Origin of the sequence: Rhizomicrobium sp., assembly GCA_037200985.1 — a bacterium.
Classification (GTDB): Bacteria; Pseudomonadota; Alphaproteobacteria; order Micropepsales; family Micropepsaceae; genus Rhizomicrobium.
The window spans coordinates 4,457,368-4,479,123 of record JBBCGJ010000001.1; the positions used below are offsets into that span (position 1 = coordinate 4,457,368).

The following is a 21,756-nucleotide window of genomic DNA, read 5'->3' on the forward strand; positions in this document are numbered from 1 at the left end:
CTGCGCCTCCGTCCGGTCAAATCAGGCCGTCGCGCGCCGCCGTTACTTGACCGCCGTCGCCAGCAGGCTGGTGCGCTGGTTCCACTGGAACTGGTTCTGCACGAGCTGCAAGCCGATCAGCGCCATGGCGCCGAGCGCTTGGAGCTGTATTGCGGCGGCGGCGCGCCGCCTACGCCATCGCCACGAGCACGATCGCGCTCGCCATGGTCAGCACCAAGACCGGGATCGCCCAGGTCAGGTAGAGATAGGCCTGCTCCTGCACCCAGCGGCCGAACAGCTTCTCCACCACGTCGAAGCGGTAGAACACCACATTGATCAGAAGGCTGAGCCCCAGCGTGACGTAGTTCAGCGCGAACAGCCGGTTCACCGGATTGTCGCCGGTGCTCAGGACCTCATAGGCCTGGTTCACCGTGAAGTTCAGCGCGATGACCGCGAACAATCCGCCGATGATCAGGTTCACCAGCTCGAAGGTCTCGATCCCGAACTTGCCGTCCTCCATGTGGTTCAGCCAGATCGCCAGCAGGGGAATGAGCAGCGAGGCGAACAGCGGAATGAAGATCGACGCCAGGACCGAGCCCGGCTCCCGCGCGACGGTCAGCGAGGCCACGGCGCGCGTGTGCATCGCGCCGTACCAGCCCTTGAGCGGCTGGCTGGTCAGCGCCACGGTCTTGATCGACCAGCCGTTCAGCGACGCGTCGGGATCGGCCTGGCTGAAATCCAGATCGTCCTGGTCGTATTGCAGCACCACCTGGTCGGAGGTCTGGCCCCGGATCGCCGCCTCGATCTGCAGCTTCTGGCGGTCGAACGGGAATCGCGTCACCTCGTAAGGCGTCGCGAACTCGCCGGTGATGCGCTTGATCATCTCCACGTCGCCGCTGGGGAAGATCCGCAGGCCCAGATTGGTATAGGTCGGATCGCCCTTCTCGTTGGCGATCTCGATCGCCGGCACCCAGATGGTGGCGAGCTGCGCCTTCGCGTCGTCGCCGCGATAGACCTTGGGCGGATCGGTCTGTTCCTCGTCCGGCCGGCGCAGGCTCGGCACTTCCCAGCGCAGGCGCACATCGACCGTGCCCTTGAAGGTGCCGGCGTTCTCGTCGAAGGATTCGAGATCGACGAAGGCAACGCCCACCTTCACGATCAGGGGCGTGCCCTTTTCCATCGGCATCGTCGGCGGCATGGCCGTGGTGGTGGCCGGCGGCGGCTCCTGGCCGGCGAAGGCGATGCCGCCGAGGCCGAGCGCGATCAGCGCCAGCGCCAGAAGCGAGCGCTTCGTGCCGCCGCCCTTCAGGAAAGAGCGCTTCATTCGCCGTGCCCCGGCTTGACCGTGCCTTGCAGTTCCGCGAGGTCCCGGATCTCCTTGCAGAACTTGTCGGTATCCTCGGCCGGCTCCGCGCCGCCCGCCTCGGCGCGCAGCCGCTCGGTGACGATGCTCAAGGGACGCAGCAGGAAGCCGCGGATCACGATGATGATGGCGCCCGCCATCAGCACGATGCCGAAGATCGCCGCGGCGATCTGCCAGACGAAGGACTGGCTCGCCGCCGCGCGCGACGGGCTGAAATCGCGCGTCAGCGCGATCACGCCCAGCGACTCGCCGGCGCCGTTGCGCAAGGGGACCAAGAGCACGCCATAGGGGATGCCGTCGGCGTCGCGCGCGTAGCGCACCGGCTGGCTCACGCCAGCGAGGTCGGCGTCGCCGATCAGCGATTTCATCAGGACGGCGTTGGTCGTGTGATAGCGGATGAAATGGCTGACGCGGTTCTGGTCGCTGTAGATCGACGGATCGATGCCCTTGGCGATGTCGCGCAGCGGCTTCTCCTCGACATAGAGCGTCGCATCCAGGCCGTAGGTCGCCTTGAGCTGGTCGAGCACCGGGCCGAAATCCACGCCGAATTCGAAACTGCCGATATGGGCGCCGGCCTTGTCGTGGATCGGCGCGATGCCGAAGATCGCCGGGCCCGAGCGGGCGATGGCGAAGCCCTTGCGCGGCTGGTGGTCGCGGTTCACCGCCACCACCATCGGCCGGCTGCGCGTCAGGTCGTCGCCGAAATTGGTCGGCGCCTGCAGCCGCAGCAGCGACGTCGCGGGCGGCAGATGGAACTGCGACTGCGACACGCCGTGGCGGTCGCGCTGCACCGCGTACATCTCGCCGAACAGGGCGAGCAGCTTGTCGTGGTCCTTGGCCGCCACCGCTTCGCGCGTGATGTCGAGGTCCGCGACGATGTCGGCGCGGGCCAGCGCGCGCTCGGCCGCGCCGTCGAGCGACGAGGTCAGGATCGACTGCATGAGCTGGTACTGGCCCTGCTCGACGGAGTCGGTCAGGCCGCTGAACAGTTTGTTCGAAACGAAGGTCAGAGTGAGGATGACGATGGCGGATGCGACGATCAGCGCGACGGGCGCGCTGCGGCGGAAAGTCATGAATGCCCCCAAGAAAGCCGCGCCCAAACGGCCGGTGTCGCCAAGCTAATGGCGGTTTAGCCCAGCGCGATCAACAACCTTCGCGTTGCAGCATCGCGCGCGGCGGCGTTTCTTTTTGGAACGGTGCGCGCCGACGCGATCAGTTGGAATTGGTGCCCGCTTCGACCTGCTTGCGCTTGGCGTTCACGTCGGCGATCAGCTTGGCGATGCTGCCGTTGTTGTTGCCGAGGAAGCTGGTGAACTGCGCCTGTTCCTCGATCGCGATCCAGATGCCGGCGACGCCGAAGTCGATGATCACCATCCGTCCGTTGTCGTTGACGACGCGGAAATCGACCTCCAGCGGCTGCTTGCCGCTGGTGTCGCTCGGATCGATGAGATGGGTCTGGACGATGGTGTCGCCCGGCGCCCGCTCCTGGCTGCCGAACACCTGGAGCGTCTGCCCGGAATATTTCGCGAAATAGGACTGGTACACCGCGACGGCGTAGTTCTGGAACGCGGCGGCGAACTGATCCTGCTCCTGGGGGCTGGCGGTGCGGTAGTACTGGCCGAGCGTGAAATTCGCGATGCGGCGCATATTGGTCAGGCCGAGGATGAAGGTCTGGAACTGCGACTTGCGCTGCGCCTCGCTCGCGCCCGTGTTGTTCAGGATCGTGAGGCCCTTCGCGACGTTCGTCGCGATGAACGCTTCCGCCGGCGGGGCCGCGCTCGCGGGCGCGGCGGCGAACAGGTTCGCGGCCGCCACCATCAGGGCCAGGGCGCCGCGGCGCGCGATTGCGGGCATGCGAAGGGACATCTCGAACATGGAAAATCTTTCCTCGGCGGGACCCCCAGGATCAAGGCCCCTTGTGGCAAGTTCGTGGCAGGGCTTCAGAACGCCGGCAAATCCTCTACATCCGGCCGCCCATTGCGAATTTCGTTGTTGCGAAGCTGCCTGTAAAGGCTGCGCAACGACGCGTAGTAGTCCAGCGAGCCGCGCTCGATGCCGCCCACCGTCTCATAGGTCTGTCCGCGCAGGTCCAGCAGGTTGAAGGCATAGCGCCCGGCCTCCCACCACAGATGCTGCTTGAACCGCACGCATTTCCGGCGTCGGCGTCGCGCAGCCCGCAAGCGCCGACACGCCGACAGCGGCGAGCATTCCCCGTAGCTTGAACATCCCCACCTAGCCCGATTTCCGGCAGTCTATATCGGCAGAATGGTTGATGGCGCAAACACCCCGGCGGCAATGGAGACTGCCGGAATCGGCGTCCCATCGAAAAGGATTGCATAATCATATAAAGATATGTTTATATCCATCCGTCTTGGAGACGATGATGGACGAATTGGTGGCCATGCTGCGTGCCGCGGGCGATCCGACCCGCCTGCGCCTGCTGCTGCTCCTGCGCCAGGCGGAGCTGACGGTCAGCGAGCTGGTCGACATCGTGGGCCAGAGCCAGCCGCGCGTCTCCCGCCATCTGAAATTGCTGACCGAGGCCCATCTGATCGAGCGCTTCAAGGAAGGAAGCTGGGTGTTCTACCGCGCCTGCGACCGCGGCCAGGGGGCCGAGCTCGGCGCCACCATCGCCGGCATCGCCGCGCCGCAGGAGCCCGATCTGAAGCGCCTCGCCCAGGTACGCGAATCCCGCGCCGCCGAGGCCGCCGCCTTCTTCAAGGCCAATGCCGCGGAATGGGAGCGCATCCGCGGTCTGCATGCGCCCGACAAGGATGTGGAAGCGGCCATCGTCCGCCACATCGCCGAACAGCCGATGGATTCGCTGCTCGATGCCGGCACCGGCACGGGCAGCATGCTCGAACTGCTCAGCCCACACGTGAAGCGCGCTGTCGGCATCGACGTCAGCCCGGAGATGCTCGCCATCGCGCGCGACCGCCTCGCGCGCGCCGACATCCATCACGCCCAGGTGCGCCTCGGCGACATCTACCGCCTGCCGTTCCCGACCGGCAACACGCTCAGCGGCTTCGACGCGGTGCTGCTGCACCAAGTGCTGCATTATCTCGACGATCCGCAGGCCGCGGTGGTGGAGGCCGCGCGCGTCCTGCGCGGCGGCGGGCGCCTTTTGATCGCCGACTTCGCTCCCCACGCGCTGGAATTCCTGCGCGAGGATTTCGCCCATCGCCGTCTCGGCTTCTCCGACCGCGAGATCCACGGCTGGCTCGACGCCGCCGGCCTCAAATCGCTCACCGGCGAGACCGTGGTGCCGCGCGCCGCCGGCGCCGACAAGCTCATCGTCAAGATATGGCTCGCGCAGAAGTCCGCGGGCGCCAAGGCAGAGGCCGCATGAGTCTCCAGGAACTCGTCTCCGACACGCGCCCGATCTCGGTCAGCTTCGAATTCTCCCCGCCCCGCACGCCCGAGGCGGAGGACAGCCTGTGGAAGTCGATCCGCCGGCTGGAGCCGATGGCGCCCGATTTCGTCTCCGTCACCTATGGCGCCGGCGGCTCGACGCGCGAGCGAACCCACACCACGGTCAAGCGCATGGTCGATGAGACCACGCTCCGGCCGGCGGCGCACCTGACCTGCGTCGGCCATTCGAAGGCCGAGATCGAGGAGATCGTCCGCAACTACTGGGACGCCGGCATCCGTCACATCGTGGCGCTGCGCGGCGACATGCCCGACATGAGCGGCCCCTATCGCCCGCACGAAGACGGCTATGCCTCGACCCCCGACATGATCCGCGGCATCCGCGCCATCGCGCCCTTCGAGATCAGCGTCTCCTTCTATCCCGAAGCACATCCGGATTCGCCGAACTTCGACCACGACATCGCGCTCCTGAAGCGCAAGGTCGATGCCGGCGCGACCCGCGCCCTCGGCCAGTTCTGCTTCTACAACGACTATGTCGCGCGCTTCCGCGACAAGGCCGCCGCCGCCGGCATCGCGATCCCCATCGTCCCCGGCATCATGCCGACCACCGCCTTCCGCGGCATCGAGCGCATGGCGGGGCGCGCCGGCGCCTCGGTCCCGACTTGGCTGACCCGCGCCTATGGCGGCCTCGACGACGACATCGAGACCCGCCGCATCGTCGCCGCCGCCGTCCTGGCCGAGCAGGTGCACGAGATGCGCGCGCGGGGCTTTCACCATTTCCATTTCTACACGCTCAACCAGGCGAACCTGACCTACGCGGCGTGCCGCATCATGGGGCTGGTGCCGAAGGGCCCGCTCCAATGATCCTTGCACGGAACATTCCCTCCCCCGCTGTTGCGGGGGAGGGGAACCGCGAAGCGGTGGAGGGGGCCCGACTGGGCTCGCTCTATCCGCACGGCCCCCTCCGTCTCGCTTCGCTCGACACCTCCCCCGCAAACGCGGGGGAGGAAAAGGAATACGCATGACATTCGACCGCACCGCGCGCCTGAATTGGCTGCAACAGGAAGCGAAGAAGCGCATCCTCCTGCTCGACGGCTCCTGGGGCGTCCTGATCCAGGGTTACAAGCTCACGGAAGACGATTTCCGGGGGCAGCGTTTCGGCAACCACAAATCCGACCTCAAGGGCAACAACGACCTCCTGACGCTGACGCGCCCCGACGTCATCCGCGACATCGGACGGCAATATCTCGACGCCGGCATCGATTTCCTCGAAACCAACACCTTCACCTCGACGGAATCCAGCCAGGCCGATTACGGCCTCGAACATCTCGTCGGCGAGCTGAATTTCGAAGGCGCCCGCCTGGCGCGCGAGATCTGCGACGAAGCCGCGACGGGCGACCGCCCGCGCCTCGTCGCCGGCGTGCTCGGACCGACCAACCGCTCGGCCGGCATCTCGCCCGACGTCAACGATCCGGCCTTCCGCAACATCACCTTCGACGACCTGCGCCGCACGTATAAAGAGGCGACGCTCGGCCTCATCAAGGGCGGCTCCGACGTCTTGATGATCGAGACGATCTTCGACACGCTGAACGCCAAGGCCTGCATCTTCGCCATCGAGGAAGCGTTCGACGAGCTTGGCCTGCGCCTGCCGATCTGGATCAGCGGCACGATCACAGATCTTTCCGGCCGCACCTTGACCGGCCAGACGCCGGAAGCGTTCTGGAATTCGGTCCGCCACGCCAAGCCCTTCGCCGTCGGCCTCAACTGCGCGCTCGGCGCCAAGGAATTGCGTCCCTATATCGCCGAGCTGTCCGCCGTCGCCGACACGCTGGTCAGCGCCCATCCCAATGCGGGCCTGCCCAACGAATTCGGCGGCTATGACGACACGCCCGAGAACATGGGCGGCCTGATCGAGGAATTCGCCCGCTCCGGCCTCGTCAACATCGTCGGCGGCTGCTGCGGCACGCGCCCCGAGCATATCCGCGAATTCGGCCGCCTGGTGAAGGACCTGCCGCCGCGCGAGATTCCGCAGCCGGCGAAATACATGCGGCTCTCGGGGCTGGAGCCCTTCACGCTCACGCCCGAGCTCAATTTCGTCAATGTCGGCGAGCGCACCAACATCACCGGCTCGGCCAAGTTCCGCAAGCTGATCGCCGCCAACGACTACGAGGCGGCGCTGGAGATCGCGCGCGGCCAGGTCGAGAACGGCGCCCAGATCATCGACATCAACATGGACGAGGGCCTGATCGATTCCGAGGCGGCGATGACGCGCTTCGTCAACCTGATCGCCGGCGAGCCCGCCATCGCGCGCGTGCCCTTGATGATCGACTCCTCGAAATGGAGCGTGATCGAAGCCGGCCTCAAATGCTGCCAGGGCAAGCCGATCGTCAATTCGATCAGCCTGAAGGAAGGCGAGGAGGCGTTCGTGTCGCGCGCCCGCGAGGTGCTGCGCTTCGGCGCCGCCGTCGTGGTCATGGCGTTCGACGAGCAGGGCCAGGCCGACACCAAGGAGCGCAAGATCGCCATCTGCAAGCGCGCCTATAAAATATTGGTCGACGAGATCGGCTTCGCGCCGGAAGACATCATCTTCGATCCCAACATCTTCGCCGTCGCCACCGGCATCGAGGAGCACAACGAATACGGCAAGGCCTTCATCGAGGCGACGGAAATCATCCGCCGCGAATGCCCGCGCAGCCACATCTCGGGCGGCCTTTCGAACTTCTCCTTCTCCTTCCGCGGCAACGAGCCCGTGCGCGAGGCGATGCACTCGGTCTTCCTATTTCATGCCATCAAGGCGGGGATGGACATGGGCATCGTCAATGCCGGCCAGCTCGGCGTCTACCAGGACATCCCGACGCCGCTCCGCGAAGGCATCGAGGACGTGCTGTTCAACAGGAAGCCCGAGGCGACGGAAAATCTCCTGACGCTCGCGCAGCGCTACAAGGGCGACGGCTCCGTCGCGGCGGTGGCCGATGCCGAATGGCGCAAGCTGCCGGTGCAGGAACGCATCACCCATGCGCTGGTCCACGGCATCGACACCTTCGTCGCCGAGGACACGGAAGAAGCGCGCGCCCAGGCGACGCGTCCGCTCGACGTGATCGAAGGCCCGCTGATGATGGGCATGAACGTGGTCGGTGACCTCTTCGGCTCGGGCAAGATGTTCCTGCCCCAGGTGGTCAAATCCGCCCGCGTGATGAAGAAGGCCGTCGCCTATCTCTTGCCCTACATGGAAGCCGAGCAGGCGAAGAACCAGACCAAGGAACCCGCCGGCAAGATCGTGATGGCGACCGTCAAGGGCGACGTGCACGACATCGGCAAGAACATCGTCGGCGTGGTGCTCCAGTGCAACGGCTACGAGGTGATCGATCTCGGCGTGATGACGCCGACCCAGAAGATCCTCGACACCGCGCGGGAGCAGGGCGCCAACATCATCGGCCTCTCCGGCCTGATCACGCCCTCGCTGGACGAGATGGTGCATGTCGCCTCCGAGATGGAGCGCCAGGGCTTCGACATCCCGCTGCTGATCGGCGGCGCCACCACCAGCCGCGTCCACACCGCGGTCAAGATCGATCCCGGCTATCGTCGCGGCCAGACGGTCTACGTCACCGATGCGTCGCGCGCCGTCGGCGTCGCGTCGAGCCTGCTCAGCAAGACGCAGAACGCCGATTTCGTCGCCGAGGTGCGCCGCGAATACGAAGCGATCGCGGTCAAGCACGCCGCCCAGCGCAGTCCCGAGCGGCGCCTGTCGCTGTTCCAGGCCCGCGCCAACAAGCTGAAGCTCGATTGGAAAAACTACACGCCGCCCCGGCCGAAATATTTCGGCACCCGCGTGTACGACGATTACGATCTCGCGGAGCTGGCGAAATACATCGACTGGACGCCCTTCTTCCAGACCTGGGAGCTGGTGGGAAAATTCCCGTCGATCCTGGAAGACGACAAGGTCGGCGAAGCCGCGCGCAGCCTTTACAACGACGCGCAGGCGATGCTGAAGAAGATCGTGGACGAGAAATGGCTCACCGCCCGCGCCGTCGTCGGATTCTTTCCGGCCAACAGCGTCGGCGACGACGACATCGCCGTCTATGGCGACAAGGCGCGCAAATTCCCCATCGCCACGCTGCACACGCTGCGCCAGCAGATGAGCCGAGAGAACAACCGCCCCAACATGGCGCTGGCCGATTTCATCGCGCCCGCCGGGACGGAGGACTATATCGGCGCCTTCTGCGTCACCGCCGGCATCGGCGAGGAGGTCCGCGCCCAGGCGTTCAAGGACGCGCATGACGACTACTCCGCGATCCTGCTCAGCGCGCTGGCGGACCGCCTCGCGGAAGCCTTCGCCGAGCGCCTGCACGAACGGGTGCGCCGCGACTTCTGGGGCTATGCGCCGGACGAAGCCCTCGCCAACGAGGACCTGATCGCGGAGAAATACCGCGGCATCCGCCCCGCCCCCGGCTATCCGGCGCAGCCCGAGCACAGTGAAAAGGCCGCGCTGTTCAAGCTGCTCGATGCCGCGGACAAGATCGGCGTGACGCTGACGGAGAGCTATGCGATGTGGCCCGGCTCTTCGGTAAGCGGCTTCTACTACTCGCATCCCGAAAGCCGCTATTTCGGCACCGGCAAGATCGAGCGCGACCAGGTCGAGGATTACGCCAAGCGCAAGGGCTGGGACCTGGCGACCGCCGAACGCTGGCTCGGCCCGATCCTGAACTACGATCCCCGCGCCAAGAACGCGGCTTAGGCGCCGCACCGCAGCATCGGCCTGGATTATTTGTCCTCTCCTTGCCTTCGCACTATGCTTTTCTCCGGCGGCACTGGGGCGATGTGCACATGGGGCGGGGAACGGGGCGCTTATGCGTCCTTGCGGCAGGCTTGATCCTGTGGACGACGCCCGCCTGGCCCGACGAGACCTGCACGCTCTATCGGATCGCCACGGTGGATATGGGCATCGACGCCGGCGGCCGCATGACGGTGCCGATGACGGTCGGCGGCCAGACGGTGAACATGCTGGTCGACACCGGCGGCCTGGACACGATGCTGTCCGAATCCGTCGTGGCGTCCCTCGGCCTGCACAAATCGCGGATATGGAACACGCGCATCACCATCTACGGCGGAACCCCGGTCGAATTTTTCGCCGAAGCGCACGACATCTCGTTCGGCGGCCTCAAGGCGGCGTCGATGAAGTTCCTCGTCCTGCCGGAGGAGCGGGCCAGGAGCGGCATCGGCGGATTGCTCGCGCCGGACATCCTGCGCGCCTATGACGACGATTTCGATTTCGCCAACGGCAAGTTCAGCCTGTTCTCGCCCGACCATTGCAAGGGCCGGGTGGTCTATTGGACCAAGAACCCGGTGGTCGCCAAGATCGATATTGCGATCGATGCGAGCGGCCACATCAGGCTGCCGGTCACGATCGACGGCCGGGAGGTGCGTCTCACCTTCGACACCGGCGCGGAGGACACCACGATGAGCCTGGATCAGGCGGAAGACCTGTTCGGCTTCGACGAAAAATCCCCGGATCTCAAGGTGGTCGACGGCGAAGGCGACAACGCCATCTACCAATATCCGTTCAAGACCCTGACCTTCGGCGGCGACGACACGGGCAGGGTCACGGTCAACAATCCCCACATCTATCTGACGCCGCGTTCGGTGTCGAAGCTGTCGGATGCGGAATCGGGTCTCCTCGGAATGGGCATCCTGCGCCAGCTTCATCTCTACATCTCCTATAAGGAGCATCGCATCTTCGTCTCGCCGGCATCGGCGAATTGACGGTGCGCGCGATGCGGCGGATCCTGCTGGCCCTCCTGCTGTTCGGCGCGATGACGGGCCCGGCGCCCGCCGCCGGCTATGACGATTTCGCCCGCGGCCTCACCGCCGCGGCGCGCGACGATCCCGACGGCGCCATCGCCGCCTTCACGGCGGCGTTGGGCGACGGCGACCTCAGCGCCGCGCTGGTGCCGCAGGCCTATCGCGGCCGCGCCCGCGCCTATTTGGCCAGGGGCCGCTGCGCCGATGCGCTGGCCGATCTGGACGCGGCGCTGAAGCTGAAGCCCGGCGAGGGCGATCTCGTCGCGCAGCACGGCTTCGCCGCCGCCTGCCTCGACAAGCTCGACGTCGCGCTGGCCGATTACGACGCCCTGATCGCCGCGAAGTTCTCGACCGACATCTATCGCGCGCGCGGCGTCCTGCGCTGGCGCATGGGCGATCCCGCCGCCGCGGTCGCGGATTTCTCGACCTATGTGTCGCTCTTCGGGAAGGATCCCTATGGCGTGCTCTGGCTGGAGATGTCGCGGGCGCGCGCCGGCGCGCTCGATCTATCGGTCGCCGCCGACGATGCGCGCCATTTCGACGCCGACAAATGGCCCGTCGCGCTGCTGAAGCTCTACGCCGGAAAGCTCAAGCCGGACGGCATCGCCGCCGCCGCCGCCGCGGGCGATGCGTCCGAACGGGACGACCGGCAATGCGAGGCCGATTTCTATCTCGGCGAGTGGTGGCTGACCCAGGCGGATACGTCGCCGGCGCGGCCGCTGCTGCAGCGGGCCCGCGACGCCTGCCGGCACGATTTTCTCGAATGGGGCATGGCCGGGGCGGAGCTGCAGCGCCTCAAATAGCCGGCGGCGTCACCACGGCAGGTCCTTGCCCGCATAATCGCGGAACGTGCCGCTGTTCTTGAGCGTCAGCTCCGCGATGCGGGCGCGCAGGCCTTCGACGCTCTCAGGCGGCGTCAGCGTCGCGCTGGCGCCGCCCATGTCCGTCTGCACCCAGCCGGGATGGAAGATGCCGACAGCGATGCCGTCGCGCGCCCATTCCTTGGAGAGGCCGCGCATGAAGGAATTCACCGCCGCTTTCGACGCATGATAGGGATAGGCGCCGCCGCTGTGGTTTGCGATGGAGCCGAGCTGGCTGGTGATCGTGACCAGCTTCTTGTCCGTGCCGGCCTTGAGATTGTCATGGAACGCCGCCGCCACCGTCACCGGCGCGACGCTGTTGACCGCGAAGACCTGCAGCCAGGCCTCCGCATCGATGATGCCCTTGGCGGGTTCGCGCGGCCCGCCCACGCCGGCATTGTTGATCAGGATGTCGATCGGCGTGTCGCCGAGATCGGCCTTCAGCGATGCCACCGATTTGGGATCGGCGACGTCGACCGCCGCGACCCGCACATTGCGCGCGGTCTTCACCAGCGCGTTGAGCGCGTCGGCCCTGTCCGGCTCGCGGCAGCCGGCGATGATGTCGGCACCCTCGGCGGCGTATTGCCTGACGAATTCCAATCCGATGCCGCGATTGGCGCCGGTAATGAGAATGGTGGTCATGACTGAACTCCTTGAATTGCTTGCACCACTGTCATCCCCGGCGAGCACCGCGCGCGTAGCGCGGCTCGCCGGGGATGACAGTCATTTTCCAAATCCGCCGCCGCCGGGCGTTTCGATTTCGATGGCGTCGCCCGCCGCCACCTCGATCTCGTCGCATCCTTTGAGCACAACGCGCGAACCGTCGGCGCGGATAAGCGTGTTGCGTCCTTTTGCGCCCGCTGCGCCGCCGCCAAGGCCGAACGGCGCGGTTTGGCGCCGCGTCGACAGGATGGCGCAGGTCATCGCTTCGCGGAAGCGCACGCGCCGAACCGCCCCGTTGCCGCCGACATGTGCCCCGCCGCCGCCGGAGAAATCGCGGATGCGGAACGCCTCCAGCAGCACGGGATAGCGCGTCTCCAGCACTTCCGGATCGGTCAGCCGCGAATTGGTCATATGCGTGTGCACGGCCGACTGCCCGTCGAAGCCGGCACCGGCGCCCGCACCGCCGCAGATCGTCTCGTAATACTGGTGCCGCGCATTGCCGAAGGTGAGGTTGTTCATGGTGCCCTGCGACGCGGCCAGCACGCCCAGCGCCCCGAACAGGCAATCGACCACGGCCTGGCTCGTCTCGACATTGCCCGCCGCCACCGCGCCCGGCGGACGCGGCTTGAGCAGCGAGCCCTCCGGCACGACGATCGCAAGCGGCCTGAGGCAGCCCGCGTTCATCGGGATGTCGCTCTCGACCAGGCAGCGGAAGACATAGAGCACCGCCGCTTTCGTCACCGATCCCGGCGCGTTGAAATTGTTCGCCGCCTGCGCCGACGTGCCGGTGAAGTCGATCGTCGCCGCGCGCGCCGCGCGGTCCACCGTCACCGCGACGCGGATGACGGCGCCGCCGTCCATCTTCATCTCGAACGCGCCGTCCGACAGCTTGCCGATGACCTGGCGGACGGCGTCCTCCGCATTGTCCTGCACATGCCGCATATAAGCCGTGACGACGTCGAGGCCATGCGCCGCGCAGGCCCGGCGCAAACCCTCCGCGCCCTTGGCGCAGGCTGCCGCCTGGGCCCGCAAATCCGCGAGGTTCTGCTCGGGATTGCGCGCCGGCCACGGCCCTTTCGCCAGCACCGCGCGCACCGCGTCCTCCGCGAAGACGCCGCCGCCGATCATGCGGATGCCGTCGAACAGCGCGCCTTCCTGCGCGATGTCCGTCGAGAAGGGCGGCATCGAGCCCGGCGTGATGCCGCCGATATCGGCGTGGTGCCCGCGCGACGCGACGAAAAAGGCGCAGGCGCCGTCCACGAACACCGGCATAACAACGGTCACGTCGGGCAGATGCGTGCCGCCGTCGTAAGGCGCGTTGGTGACGAAGGCGTCGCCCTCGCGCATCTGCGGATGCTTTGCCATGATCGCGGTCACGCAATCGCCCATCGATCCCAGATGCACCGGCATATGCGGCGCGTTGGCGACGAGGCCGCCCGCTTCGTCGAACACCGCGCAGGAGAAATCGAGCCGCTCCTTGACGTTCACCGAGGTGGCCGTGTTCTGCAGCACCACGCCCATCTCCTCCGCGATCGCCATGAACAGATTGGCGAACACTTCGAGCAGCACCGGATCGACGTCCGTGCTTTTTGCCGCGATCGATGTGCGTTCCGCGACGCGCCGCAGGATCGAGCCCTTGGCCGGATCGATGTCGGCGCGCCAGCCCGGCTCGACCACGATGGTCTGGTGCGCCTCGACGATGAGGGCAGGGCCGTCGATGCCGCGCGCCTCGCCCGCGAAAACGACCGGCGCCGCGTGCCAGGCACCGTGCGAGTAGAAGCGAACGCTTACTTTTCCTCCCCCGCTTGCGGGGGAGGTGGCACGCGAACGAAGTGAGCGTGACGGAGGGGGAAAGTCCGTCGCGGTTTCTGCACCGGACTTTCCCCCTCCGTCGCTGTCGCTTCGCTCCAGCGCCACCTCCCCCGCAAGCGGGGGAGGAACGTCCCGCGCTTCGACCTCCACCGACTCCGCGATCAGCCCGCGCCCCTCGAACCCAAATCCGAATTGCCGCGCATGCGCCTCGGTGAACGCCTCCGCCATCTCGGCGATCTCGCCGAACGCCACGGGCAGCGCCGTATCGCTACCCTCATAGCGGACATGCACGCGCACGCTGCTCGCGATCACCGTGGCGCCCTGCGCGATCAGCGCATCCTCGGCGGCGCGGCGCAGCTCGGCCTCCGTCCGCGCCAGCAGCTTCTCGCTGTCCGCCAGCGGTTTGCCCACCGCGCGCTGCCGCGTGGCGCGCAGCGCCGCGCGCTTCATCCCATAGGCCGACAGCAATCCCGACAGCGGATGGAGGAACACCGTCGTCATGCCGAGCGCGTCGGCGACCAGGCAGGCGTGCTGCCCGCCCGCCCCGCCGAAGCAGGCGAGCGCGTAGTCGCGCACATCGATGCCCTTGGCCACCGAGATGCGCTTGATGGCGTTCGCCATGTTTTCGACCGCAATGCGGATGAAGCCGTCGGCGACCTCTTCCGGCGCACGCCCGGTCTTCGCCGCCAATTCGCCGAACGCCGCCCGCACCCGCGCCGCATCGAGCGGCGCGTCGCCGGCCGGCCCGAAGATCTGCGGGAAATATTCGCCGTTCAGCTTGCCGACCATGACGTTCGCGTCGGTCACCGTCAGCGGCCCGCCCTGGCCATAGCTCATCGGTCCCGGCCGCGCGCCGGCCGAGCCGGGCCCTGCGCGGAAGCGCGCGCCATCGAAGGCGAGAATCGATCCGCCGCCGGCTGCCACGGTATGGATCGCCAGCATCGGCGTGCGCAGCCTGACGCCCGCGACCTCGGTCTCGTAGACGCGCTCATAGTCGCCGTCGAACCGCGCGACGTCCGTCGAGGTCCCGCCCATGTCGAAGCCGATGACGTGGTCGAACCCCGCCGCGCGCGCCGTCTCCGCCATGCCGACCACGCCGCCCGCCGGTCCCGAGACGATCGCATCCTTGCCGCGAAAGAAGTCCGGCGCCGCCAGCCCGCCGTTCGAGGTCATGAAGCGCAGGTTCACCCCCTGCAAGGCATCCGCGATCTTGCGCGTGTAGCGCGCCAGCACCGGCGAGAGATAGGCATCGGCCACCGTGGTGTCGCCGCGCGACACGAATTTCATCAGCGGCACGGCCTCGTGGCTGGTCGAGACCTGCGCGAAGCCGCAGTCCCGCGCGATCTCGGCCGCGCGCCGCTCATGCGCGGCAAAGCGGTAGCCGTGCAGGAACACGATGGCGCAGGCGGCCATCCCGCGCGCCCGCGCCGCCGCCAGCTCGCGCGCCAGCGCGGCCTCGTCGAGCCGCGTCAGCGTCGCGCCCTCCGCCGTCATCCGCTCATCGGCCTCGATGACGCTTTCATAAAGCATGTCCGGCAACTCGATCTTGAGCGCGAACAGTTTGGGCCGGTTCTGGTAGCCGATGCGGAGCTGGTCGCGGAAGCCCCTGGTGGTCACCAGCACCACGGGCTCGCCGCCGCGGGTGAGCAGGGCGTTGGTCGCAACCGTGGTTCCCATCCGCACCTCGCCGACCAGGCCCGGTGGAATGGCGCTTCCGCTTTCGATGGCCAGGGCGCGCCTTATCCCTTCCAGCGCCGCGTCGTCATAGTGTGGACTTTCCGACAGCAATTTCAGCGTCGACAGCGCCCCATCCGGCGCTTCCGCCACGACATCGGTGAACGTGCCGCCGCGGTCGATGTAGAAATTCCACCTGCCGGATAAAGCTGACATGGGCGCGAGATTGTCCTATTGCTTCGACCCATGTCCATCTTCGGAAAGCTCGGCGGCGCCGCGGCCGGATTCGTGCTGGGCGGCGGCCCCATCGGCGCGCTGATCGGCGCGCTGGCAGGCCATTTCCTCATCGACCGCGAGATGCCGCAGCTCGACCCCGGCGACGCGCCCGGCGTGGTCTTCACCATCGCCATGATCGCGCTCGCCGCCAAGATGGCGAAGGCCGACGGCACCGTGACCGACGACGAGGTCGAGGCCTTCCACCGCCTGTTCCGAGTCGCGCCGTCCGAGCAGGCGAGCGTCGACCGCGTCTTCCGCCTGGCGCAGCAGGACACCGCCGGCTTCGAGGCCTATGCCGGCCAGATCGCCAAGATGCTCGCCGGCAATCCCGCGCTGCTGGAGGACATCCTCGACGGGCTGTTCGAGATTGCCAAGGCCGACGGCGTGTTCCATCCGGGCGAGGCCGCGTTCCTGGAGCGTGTCGCCGACATCTTCGGCTTCACGCCGAACGCCTATCGCCGGCTGCGCGCCTCGCATATCGGCACGGACAAGGGCGATCCCTATGTCATCCTCGGCGTGGATTTCGAGGCCGGGGACGACGAGATCAAGGCGACCTATCGCATGCTGGTGCGCGAGAACCATCCCGACAAGCTGATCGCCCGCGGCGTGCCCGAGCAATTCATCCGCGTCGCGACCGATAAGCTCGCCGCGATCAACGGCGCCTATGACAGGGTTGGTAAGGAGAGAGGGTGGAAGTGACCCTTACCCTTCCTCAAGGGGACGGTAGGGCGGTCAATTCCATCTGACCGGCGCGACATCGTAAGGATGCACCACCGCCACGGGATGGCCCGTCGCGTCGGCGATCTCGATCTGCTTGCCTTCGAGCGCATCGGCATGCTCGGCGAGCAGCATGCGCACCGTCTCCACCGTCGCGTCGCGCGCGTCCTGCGCGGTCGGGAAGTGATAGACCTTCGGGTCGCGCATCACGGCTTCGCCGCTGCGCACGATCAGGGTGAACTGTGCCATCTCGATACCTCTGAGGCGGGAACGGTGCGCCGCACAAACGGTTCCGCGCCGCGCCCCTGCGATATTATCCCTACCCTTGGCAACCGTTTGATCCTGCGCCTATAATCGCCCATCCGGCGGGGGCTGGAAGGGCAAGATGGCGCCGGAGCCGTCGACGCAATACCCCGCGCCCTGGTGGCGCCTGCCGCGCGTGCTCGCCGCGATTGCCGTGGTCGCGCTGCACGGCACCTTCATCGTCTTCGTCCTGTCGTCGCAATCGGGGCCGGCCGCGCTGGCGCCGACGCCGCGCGAGATGTTCTTCCTCTTCCATCCGGTGGCGCCGCGCCTGCCGCGGCGGATCGAGCCGCCGCAGACGGCGCCCGCCCGCTCCCGGCCGCTGTTCCGCTACGCGCCGTCGACCGCGATCACGCTGCCGCCGCCGGTGGAGAACGCCCTCGCCCATTCGCTGTTCGATTGCGCGCCGGACAATCTCGCCAGGCTCGCGCCGGACGAGCGCAAGCGTTGCGGCGCGCTGATGGCCGCCATCGGCTTCGAAGCACCCTATCCGGGCGCGACGCCACGCGACTCGGCGCTGCAATCGGCGCGCTGGCAGGCCGATCTGTCGGCGCGCCGCGCGCCCTCCCAGATCGATTGCGCGGGCACCGTCCCGGGTCCCGGCGCGAATGGCGGCGTGGCCGTCACGGTCGACCCGCTCTGCGCCGCCCGTCATCTCATCGACCATTCGGACCGCTAGGCCCCGGCAGCGCTTGATATTGGGACTATATTCACATACTCTCAAGGCATGACCTTGGGATGGCTGTGGTTCTTCTTGAGTCTGGGTGCCGCGCTCATGGTCGCGGCGCTGCAGCAGCTCGCGCCTTTCGCCCTTGTTTTCTGGGCCGGCGTGTTCGCGCTCGGCGCCGCGATGATCCTTCTTTCCGCCACCGCCTATCTCCTGCGCCATTATGGAACATAATCCTATGATGATTATTTGATGACTCCCCTTGACGAACGAGCCTTTGATGACTTTATGATGATCACAAGGCCCGCAGACAGGGCCGGCTCAAAGACAGGAGTTTTTCATGAGCAAAATCGGAGTGGGCGTCGGCGATGAATTTCCGCTCGACGACGGCGCGGCCAAGTCCGCCGCCGGCGAAACCCCACGCACCCCTGAAGACGACCGCGCCGAATTCGAGGAATGGAAGCGCCGCCGCGATGCCCATCGCGCCCAGCGCGAAGCCTGGCGCGCCGGCCGCGAGGAATGGCGCCGCCGTCGCCACGAATGGAAGGAACAGTGGCGCGTCCAGCGCCGCCAATGGCGCGACGAATACCGCTATGGCCCCGAAGCCGGCCCCTATGGTCATCCGTTTTTTTTTGGACATGGGCCCTGGCGGCTTGTCGGGATCGTCGCGGCGATCGCGCTGATCGTGTTCGCCCTTAGCCATATCGGCTACATCATCGTGGGATTGGCCGCGCTCGCCCTGCTGTTCGCGGCCTATCACCATTTCGGCCACGATCCCCTGGATTGCGGCCCGCGCGACTATGCGCGCCCCGTCACCACCCCGCCGCCCGCGCCGCAGGCCTCCGTCGAGAAGCCCCGCGATCCGGCCGAAAAGGATCTGAAATGAGACATCGTCACGGTCACCGCTTTCATGGCGCCGCCGCGGAGGCCATGCGCGCCGCCGCCGACGCCATGGAAACCGGCGAACGCACCACCACCCGCGTCCAGCTCGAATTGCCCCCCCAGGCGATGGAGCGCCTGCAAAAGCTGAAGGAGAAGACCGAGGCCGCCTCCTACGCCGAAGTGATCCGCAACGCCCTGCGCCTGTTCGAGGCGCTGGTGCAGGAGCACGAAGCCGGCGCGGAATTTTCCCTCAAACGCGCCAATGGCGAGGTCGTCGCCTACCGGATCTTCGTGTAGTTCCCCTTCAACACCAACACTGTCATGCCCGCGCAAGCGGGCATCCAGTGCCGCCCCGCGACCCAGACTGGATTCCCGCCTTCGCGGGAAGGACAACAGAATAGAGACCGACCGAATGACCGTCGCCGAATCCCCCTCCGCCTTCTCGCAGCTCGCGCTCTATCTCTCGCGCAAGGGCCGCCCCCTCTGGCCGTTGACCGTGCAGGACAAGCGCCAGCTAACCCCGCGCATGACGCGGGTGACCTTCACCTGTCCCGCGCTCGGCGACCTCGTCTGGAAGCGCGGCCAGGACCTGGTGCTGGAGCTGCCGCTCGCCGGCGGCGAGATCGCGCGCCGCCACTACACGATCCGCGACATTGCCGGCACCACGCTCGCGATCGATTTCGTGCGCCATGGCGCGAGCCCCGCCGGCCGCTGGCTTGACGCGGTCGAGCCGGGCGACCTGTTGAACGCCGCCGGCCCGCGCGGCCATACTTATATCCACGACGCCGACTGGCATCTCTTCACCGGCGACGAGACCGCGATCCCCGCGATCTTCGCGATGCTCGAAGGCCTCGACTCCGGCGCGCAGGCGCACGCCTTCATCGAGATCGCCGACGACCGGGACCGGCAGGAGGCGCCGCGAGGCGCCGCCGTCACCTGGCTCTCGCGCAACGGCGTCCCGCCCGGCCCGAGCCGCCTCCTCTACGACGCGGTGGAGGCCTTCGCCCTGCCGAAGGGGCGCGGCCACGCTTATATCCTCGGCGAAACCTCGAGCGTGCGCGCCATCCGCCAGCGCCTGATCGCGCGGGGCCTTGGCAAGGAGCAGACTTGCGCCGAAGGTTACTGGCGACCCGGCCGCGTCGGCGGCCACGACCACGCCTGAACGGCCATGAGTCTGAAACTCGTCTCCTGTCCTTCGCCGAACCATGACGCGCGGCCCGCCGGCGCGAGCGTCGACATCCTGGTGCTGCACTACACCGGTATGAAGACGGCGGACGAGGCGCTGGCGCGGCTGTGCGATCCGGCGGCGAAGGTCTCGGCGCACTACACCATCGGCCGCGACGGCCGCGTCTATGCCCATGTCGCGGAAGAGCGCCGCGCCTGGCACGCCGGCGTCTCGTATTGGGCAGGGGAAACCAACGTCAACGCGCGCTCCATCGGGATCGAACTGGTCAATCCCGGCCACGAATTCGGCTATGAGCCGTTCCCCGACGCGCAGATCGCGGCCCTGATCGATCTGGCGAGCGGCATCCTGAAGCGCCATCCGATTCCGCCGCACCGCGTGCTCGGCCATTCCGACGTCGCCCCGGCGCGCAAGATGGACCCCGGCGAGTTCTTCCCCTGGCGGCACCTCGCCGAATACGGCATCGGCCTGTGGCCCGGAAAGCCTCTTTCCTCCCCCGCCGTTGCGGGGGAGGGGAACCGCGAAGCGGTGGAGGGGGCCCTCGCCGCCTCCGATCTTGCGAAATTCGGCTACGGCATCCCTCCGCACACGGACGTTCCGCTGGGTGCGGTCGTCACCGCCTTCCAGCGCCGTTTCCGCCCCGCCGAGATCGACGGACGCTGGGACGACGAATGCGCCGCGACACTCGCGGAACTGCTTGTCTCTTGCCCTCACTAACCTTTCCCGCGAGCGGGAGAGGACGCAAAATCCTGCACTTAGCGTAGCGCATGTGTGGACGGCCCCGGTTTGGCAAGGAGATTTTGGGCTGTGACGGGAGCGGTGGATGCGGTCATGTGTACGGCCTTTTGGTGCGGTACGCGGACCGCTGGCCCTGATGAAATCCGCGGACGCGCCATTCCATCAGCGAAGCGGGCTCGAAGGCTCCTTGCGCTTTGCGAATTGAGCGGTCCCCGGCTCGACCGGTTCGTCGTCATGGCTCAAGCATTTCCCTGCCTTCCCGGAGCGGTTTGCGCCCCGGGAATTGCGTGTGCCCTATGCGGTGAGGGGCCTGCGGTAGGTTCCGCCTTTGACCAGGATCGCCCAGACGATACGGGCCATTTTGTTGGCGAGGGCGACGGCGGCGACGAGTGCCGGCCTGCGGCCGAGCAGCGAGAGCAGCCAGGGCGAGGCCTTTTCGGGATCGGTCCGTGCGCGCCGGATCATGGCAAAGGCACCCATCACGAAGAGGGTCCTCAAGGTCCGGTCGCCGGCCTTGGTGATGCGGCCGAGCCTGGTCTTTCCGCCGGAGGAGTCCTGTTTGGGCGTCAACCCGACCCAGGCGGCGAAATCGCGGCCCGAGGCGAAGCGCGAGACATCGCCTGCCAACGCCGTGACCGTGCTGGCGGTGATCGGTCCGACGCCCGGGATCGTGCGCAAGCGTTTGCAGGCTTCGTTCGTCTCGGTGTCGGCGGCGATCTTGCGGTCGAGGCCGACGAGGCGCGCCTCGACGGCTCGGATGGCAGCGGCCATCATGGCGTAGACATCGCGCGCAAGCTCCGGAATGCGGGCGTCGCCGGCCTGGGCGATCTTGAGGATCTCGTTGGCGCCGCGTTGCCCTTGCGCGGACACGATGCCGAACTCGGCCAGACCGGCTCGAAGGGCATTGAGCATGGCGGTACGCTGGCCCACCAGCTGGGTGCGGACCCGATGGACCAATGCCAAAGCCTGGGCCTGCGGCGTCTTGATCGGCACGAACCGCATGGTCGGCCGCGTCACCGCCTCGCAGATCGCCTCGGCATCGGCGGCGTCGTTCTTCTGCCGCTTCACATAAGGCTTCACATAGTGCGCCGGCATCAGCCGCACCTCGTGGCCCAGCGCCGTGAGCTGCCGTGCCCAATGGTGGGCCGTGCCGCACGCTTCGATCCCTATCAGGCAGGGCGGGAGCCGCTCGAAGAACGCGAGAACCCGGCTGCGCGCCAGGCGCTGACGAACGACCACGGCGCCGGCGCCATCAACGCCGTGTACCTGAAACACCGACTTCGCAATATCCAATCCGATCGTGCTAACTTGCATGGGGCGGCTCCTTCCCGTGTGGGTCCTGAAACGGCCACACCTTGGCACATCGATGTCGTAAGGAGGGGCCGTCCACCCCATCAGCGAAGGCGTGACGGAGGGGGGCCGCCCCGCACAGGCCCCCTCCGCTTCGTTCGCTTCGCTCTCTCAGCACCTC

General features: G+C 67.1%; 20 protein-coding genes. 12 read left to right on the top strand and 8 right to left on the bottom strand.

The window, feature by feature from the left end; translation table 11 throughout:
* Positions 1-169: 169 nt before the first annotated feature.
* From WDN01_21865 to WDN01_21880, 4 genes are all read right to left on the bottom strand, one after another.
* Positions 170-1,303 carry a hypothetical protein gene (locus WDN01_21865; protein MEJ0028681.1) on the bottom strand — a complete coding sequence of 378 codons (1,134 nt, stop codon included), beginning with the start codon at positions 1,301-1,303 and terminating at the stop codon, positions 170-172.
* Positions 1,300-2,415, bottom strand: coding sequence for a cache domain-containing protein (locus WDN01_21870; protein MEJ0028682.1), 1,116 nt, complete (start codon positions 2,413-2,415; stop codon positions 1,300-1,302). Before WDN01_21870 ends, WDN01_21865 begins: the two co-directional genes overlap by 4 nt.
* A 139-nt stretch (positions 2,416-2,554) precedes the next feature.
* On the bottom strand, positions 2,555-3,217 hold the full coding sequence (locus WDN01_21875; protein MEJ0028683.1) for an ABC transporter substrate-binding protein: 663 nt from the start codon (positions 3,215-3,217) through the stop codon (positions 2,555-2,557).
* Between the two features lie 65 nt (positions 3,218-3,282).
* On the bottom strand, positions 3,283-3,489 hold the full coding sequence (locus tag WDN01_21880) for a hypothetical protein (GenBank protein MEJ0028684.1): 207 nt from the start codon (positions 3,487-3,489) through the stop codon (positions 3,283-3,285).
* A 236-nt stretch (positions 3,490-3,725) separates the two neighbouring features.
* Between WDN01_21880 and WDN01_21885 the strand changes: the two genes are divergently transcribed.
* The 5 genes from WDN01_21885 (at position 3,726) to WDN01_21905 (ending at position 11,313) form a co-directional block, all read left to right on the top strand.
* The gene (locus tag WDN01_21885) at positions 3,726-4,691 is read left to right on the top strand and encodes a metalloregulator ArsR/SmtB family transcription factor (protein MEJ0028685.1); all 966 of its coding nucleotides are present in this window, start codon (positions 3,726-3,728) and stop codon (positions 4,689-4,691) included.
* Positions 4,688-5,575: a methylenetetrahydrofolate reductase [NAD(P)H] gene (gene metF / locus WDN01_21890; GenBank protein ID MEJ0028686.1), complete on the top strand. Its 888-nt coding sequence runs from the start codon at positions 4,688-4,690 to the stop codon at positions 5,573-5,575. The genes WDN01_21885 and metF overlap by 4 nt, the downstream gene beginning before the upstream one ends.
* A gap of 157 nt (positions 5,576-5,732) precedes the next feature.
* Entirely contained in the window at positions 5,733-9,446 is a 3,714-nt protein-coding gene (gene metH, locus WDN01_21895) for a methionine synthase (protein ID MEJ0028687.1), read from the top strand.
* A gap of 131 nt (positions 9,447-9,577) precedes the next feature.
* Complete coding sequence (locus tag WDN01_21900) at positions 9,578-10,471, top strand: aspartyl protease family protein (GenBank protein ID MEJ0028688.1); 894 nt, start codon at positions 9,578-9,580, stop codon at positions 10,469-10,471.
* Positions 10,472-10,482: 11 nt separating this feature from the next.
* Entirely contained in the window at positions 10,483-11,313 is an 831-nt protein-coding gene (locus WDN01_21905; GenBank protein MEJ0028689.1) for a hypothetical protein, read from the top strand.
* A 9-nt stretch (positions 11,314-11,322) separates the two neighbouring features.
* Here the strand turns inward: WDN01_21905 and WDN01_21910 are convergent, their stop codons facing one another.
* Together WDN01_21910 and WDN01_21915 are read right to left on the bottom strand one after the other, a co-directional pair.
* Positions 11,323-12,012 carry an SDR family oxidoreductase gene (locus WDN01_21910; protein ID MEJ0028690.1) on the bottom strand — a complete coding sequence of 230 codons (690 nt, stop codon included), beginning with the start codon at positions 12,010-12,012 and terminating at the stop codon, positions 11,323-11,325.
* An 81-nt stretch (positions 12,013-12,093) separates the two neighbouring features.
* The gene (locus WDN01_21915) at positions 12,094-15,735 is read right to left on the bottom strand and encodes a hydantoinase B/oxoprolinase family protein (protein MEJ0028691.1); all 3,642 of its coding nucleotides are present in this window, start codon (positions 15,733-15,735) and stop codon (positions 12,094-12,096) included.
* 30 nt (positions 15,736-15,765) lie between these two features.
* Here WDN01_21915 and WDN01_21920 point away from each other — a divergent pair, with 30 nt between their 5' ends.
* A complete protein-coding gene (locus WDN01_21920; protein MEJ0028692.1) occupies positions 15,766-16,494 on the top strand; it encodes a TerB family tellurite resistance protein in 729 nt (242 codons plus the stop codon).
* Positions 16,495-16,527: 33 nt separating this feature from the next.
* Here WDN01_21920 and WDN01_21925 read toward each other — a convergent pair whose 3' ends face one another.
* Positions 16,528-16,761 (bottom strand): hypothetical protein, encoded by a 234-nt coding sequence (locus WDN01_21925; protein MEJ0028693.1) that lies wholly within the window; start codon positions 16,759-16,761, stop codon positions 16,528-16,530.
* Between the two features lie 136 nt (positions 16,762-16,897).
* On the opposite strand from WDN01_21925, the gene WDN01_21930 reads away from it, so the two are divergent.
* From WDN01_21930 to WDN01_21955, 6 genes are all read left to right on the top strand, one after another.
* Positions 16,898-17,494: a hypothetical protein gene (locus WDN01_21930; GenBank protein MEJ0028694.1), complete on the top strand. Its 597-nt coding sequence runs from the start codon at positions 16,898-16,900 to the stop codon at positions 17,492-17,494.
* 48 nt (positions 17,495-17,542) lie between these two features.
* Complete coding sequence (locus WDN01_21935; GenBank protein ID MEJ0028695.1) at positions 17,543-17,716, top strand: hypothetical protein; 174 nt, start codon at positions 17,543-17,545, stop codon at positions 17,714-17,716.
* 106 nt (positions 17,717-17,822) lie between these two features.
* A complete protein-coding gene (locus WDN01_21940) occupies positions 17,823-18,368 on the top strand; it encodes a hypothetical protein (protein MEJ0028696.1) in 546 nt (181 codons plus the stop codon).
* On the top strand, positions 18,365-18,661 hold the full coding sequence (locus WDN01_21945; protein ID MEJ0028697.1) for a ribbon-helix-helix protein, CopG family: 297 nt from the start codon (positions 18,365-18,367) through the stop codon (positions 18,659-18,661). Before WDN01_21940 ends, WDN01_21945 begins: the two co-directional genes overlap by 4 nt.
* Positions 18,662-18,776: 115 nt before the next feature.
* A complete protein-coding gene (locus WDN01_21950; GenBank protein MEJ0028698.1) occupies positions 18,777-19,526 on the top strand; it encodes a siderophore-interacting protein in 750 nt (249 codons plus the stop codon).
* Positions 19,527-19,532: 6 nt separating this feature from the next.
* Entirely contained in the window at positions 19,533-20,264 is a 732-nt protein-coding gene (locus WDN01_21955) for an N-acetylmuramoyl-L-alanine amidase (protein ID MEJ0028699.1), read from the top strand.
* A gap of 315 nt (positions 20,265-20,579) precedes the next feature.
* Here WDN01_21955 and WDN01_21960 read toward each other — a convergent pair whose 3' ends face one another.
* Positions 20,580-21,599, bottom strand: a complete 1,020-nt coding sequence (locus WDN01_21960; protein MEJ0028700.1) for an IS110 family transposase — start codon at positions 21,597-21,599, stop codon at positions 20,580-20,582.
* Positions 21,600-21,756: the final 157 nt, after the last annotated feature.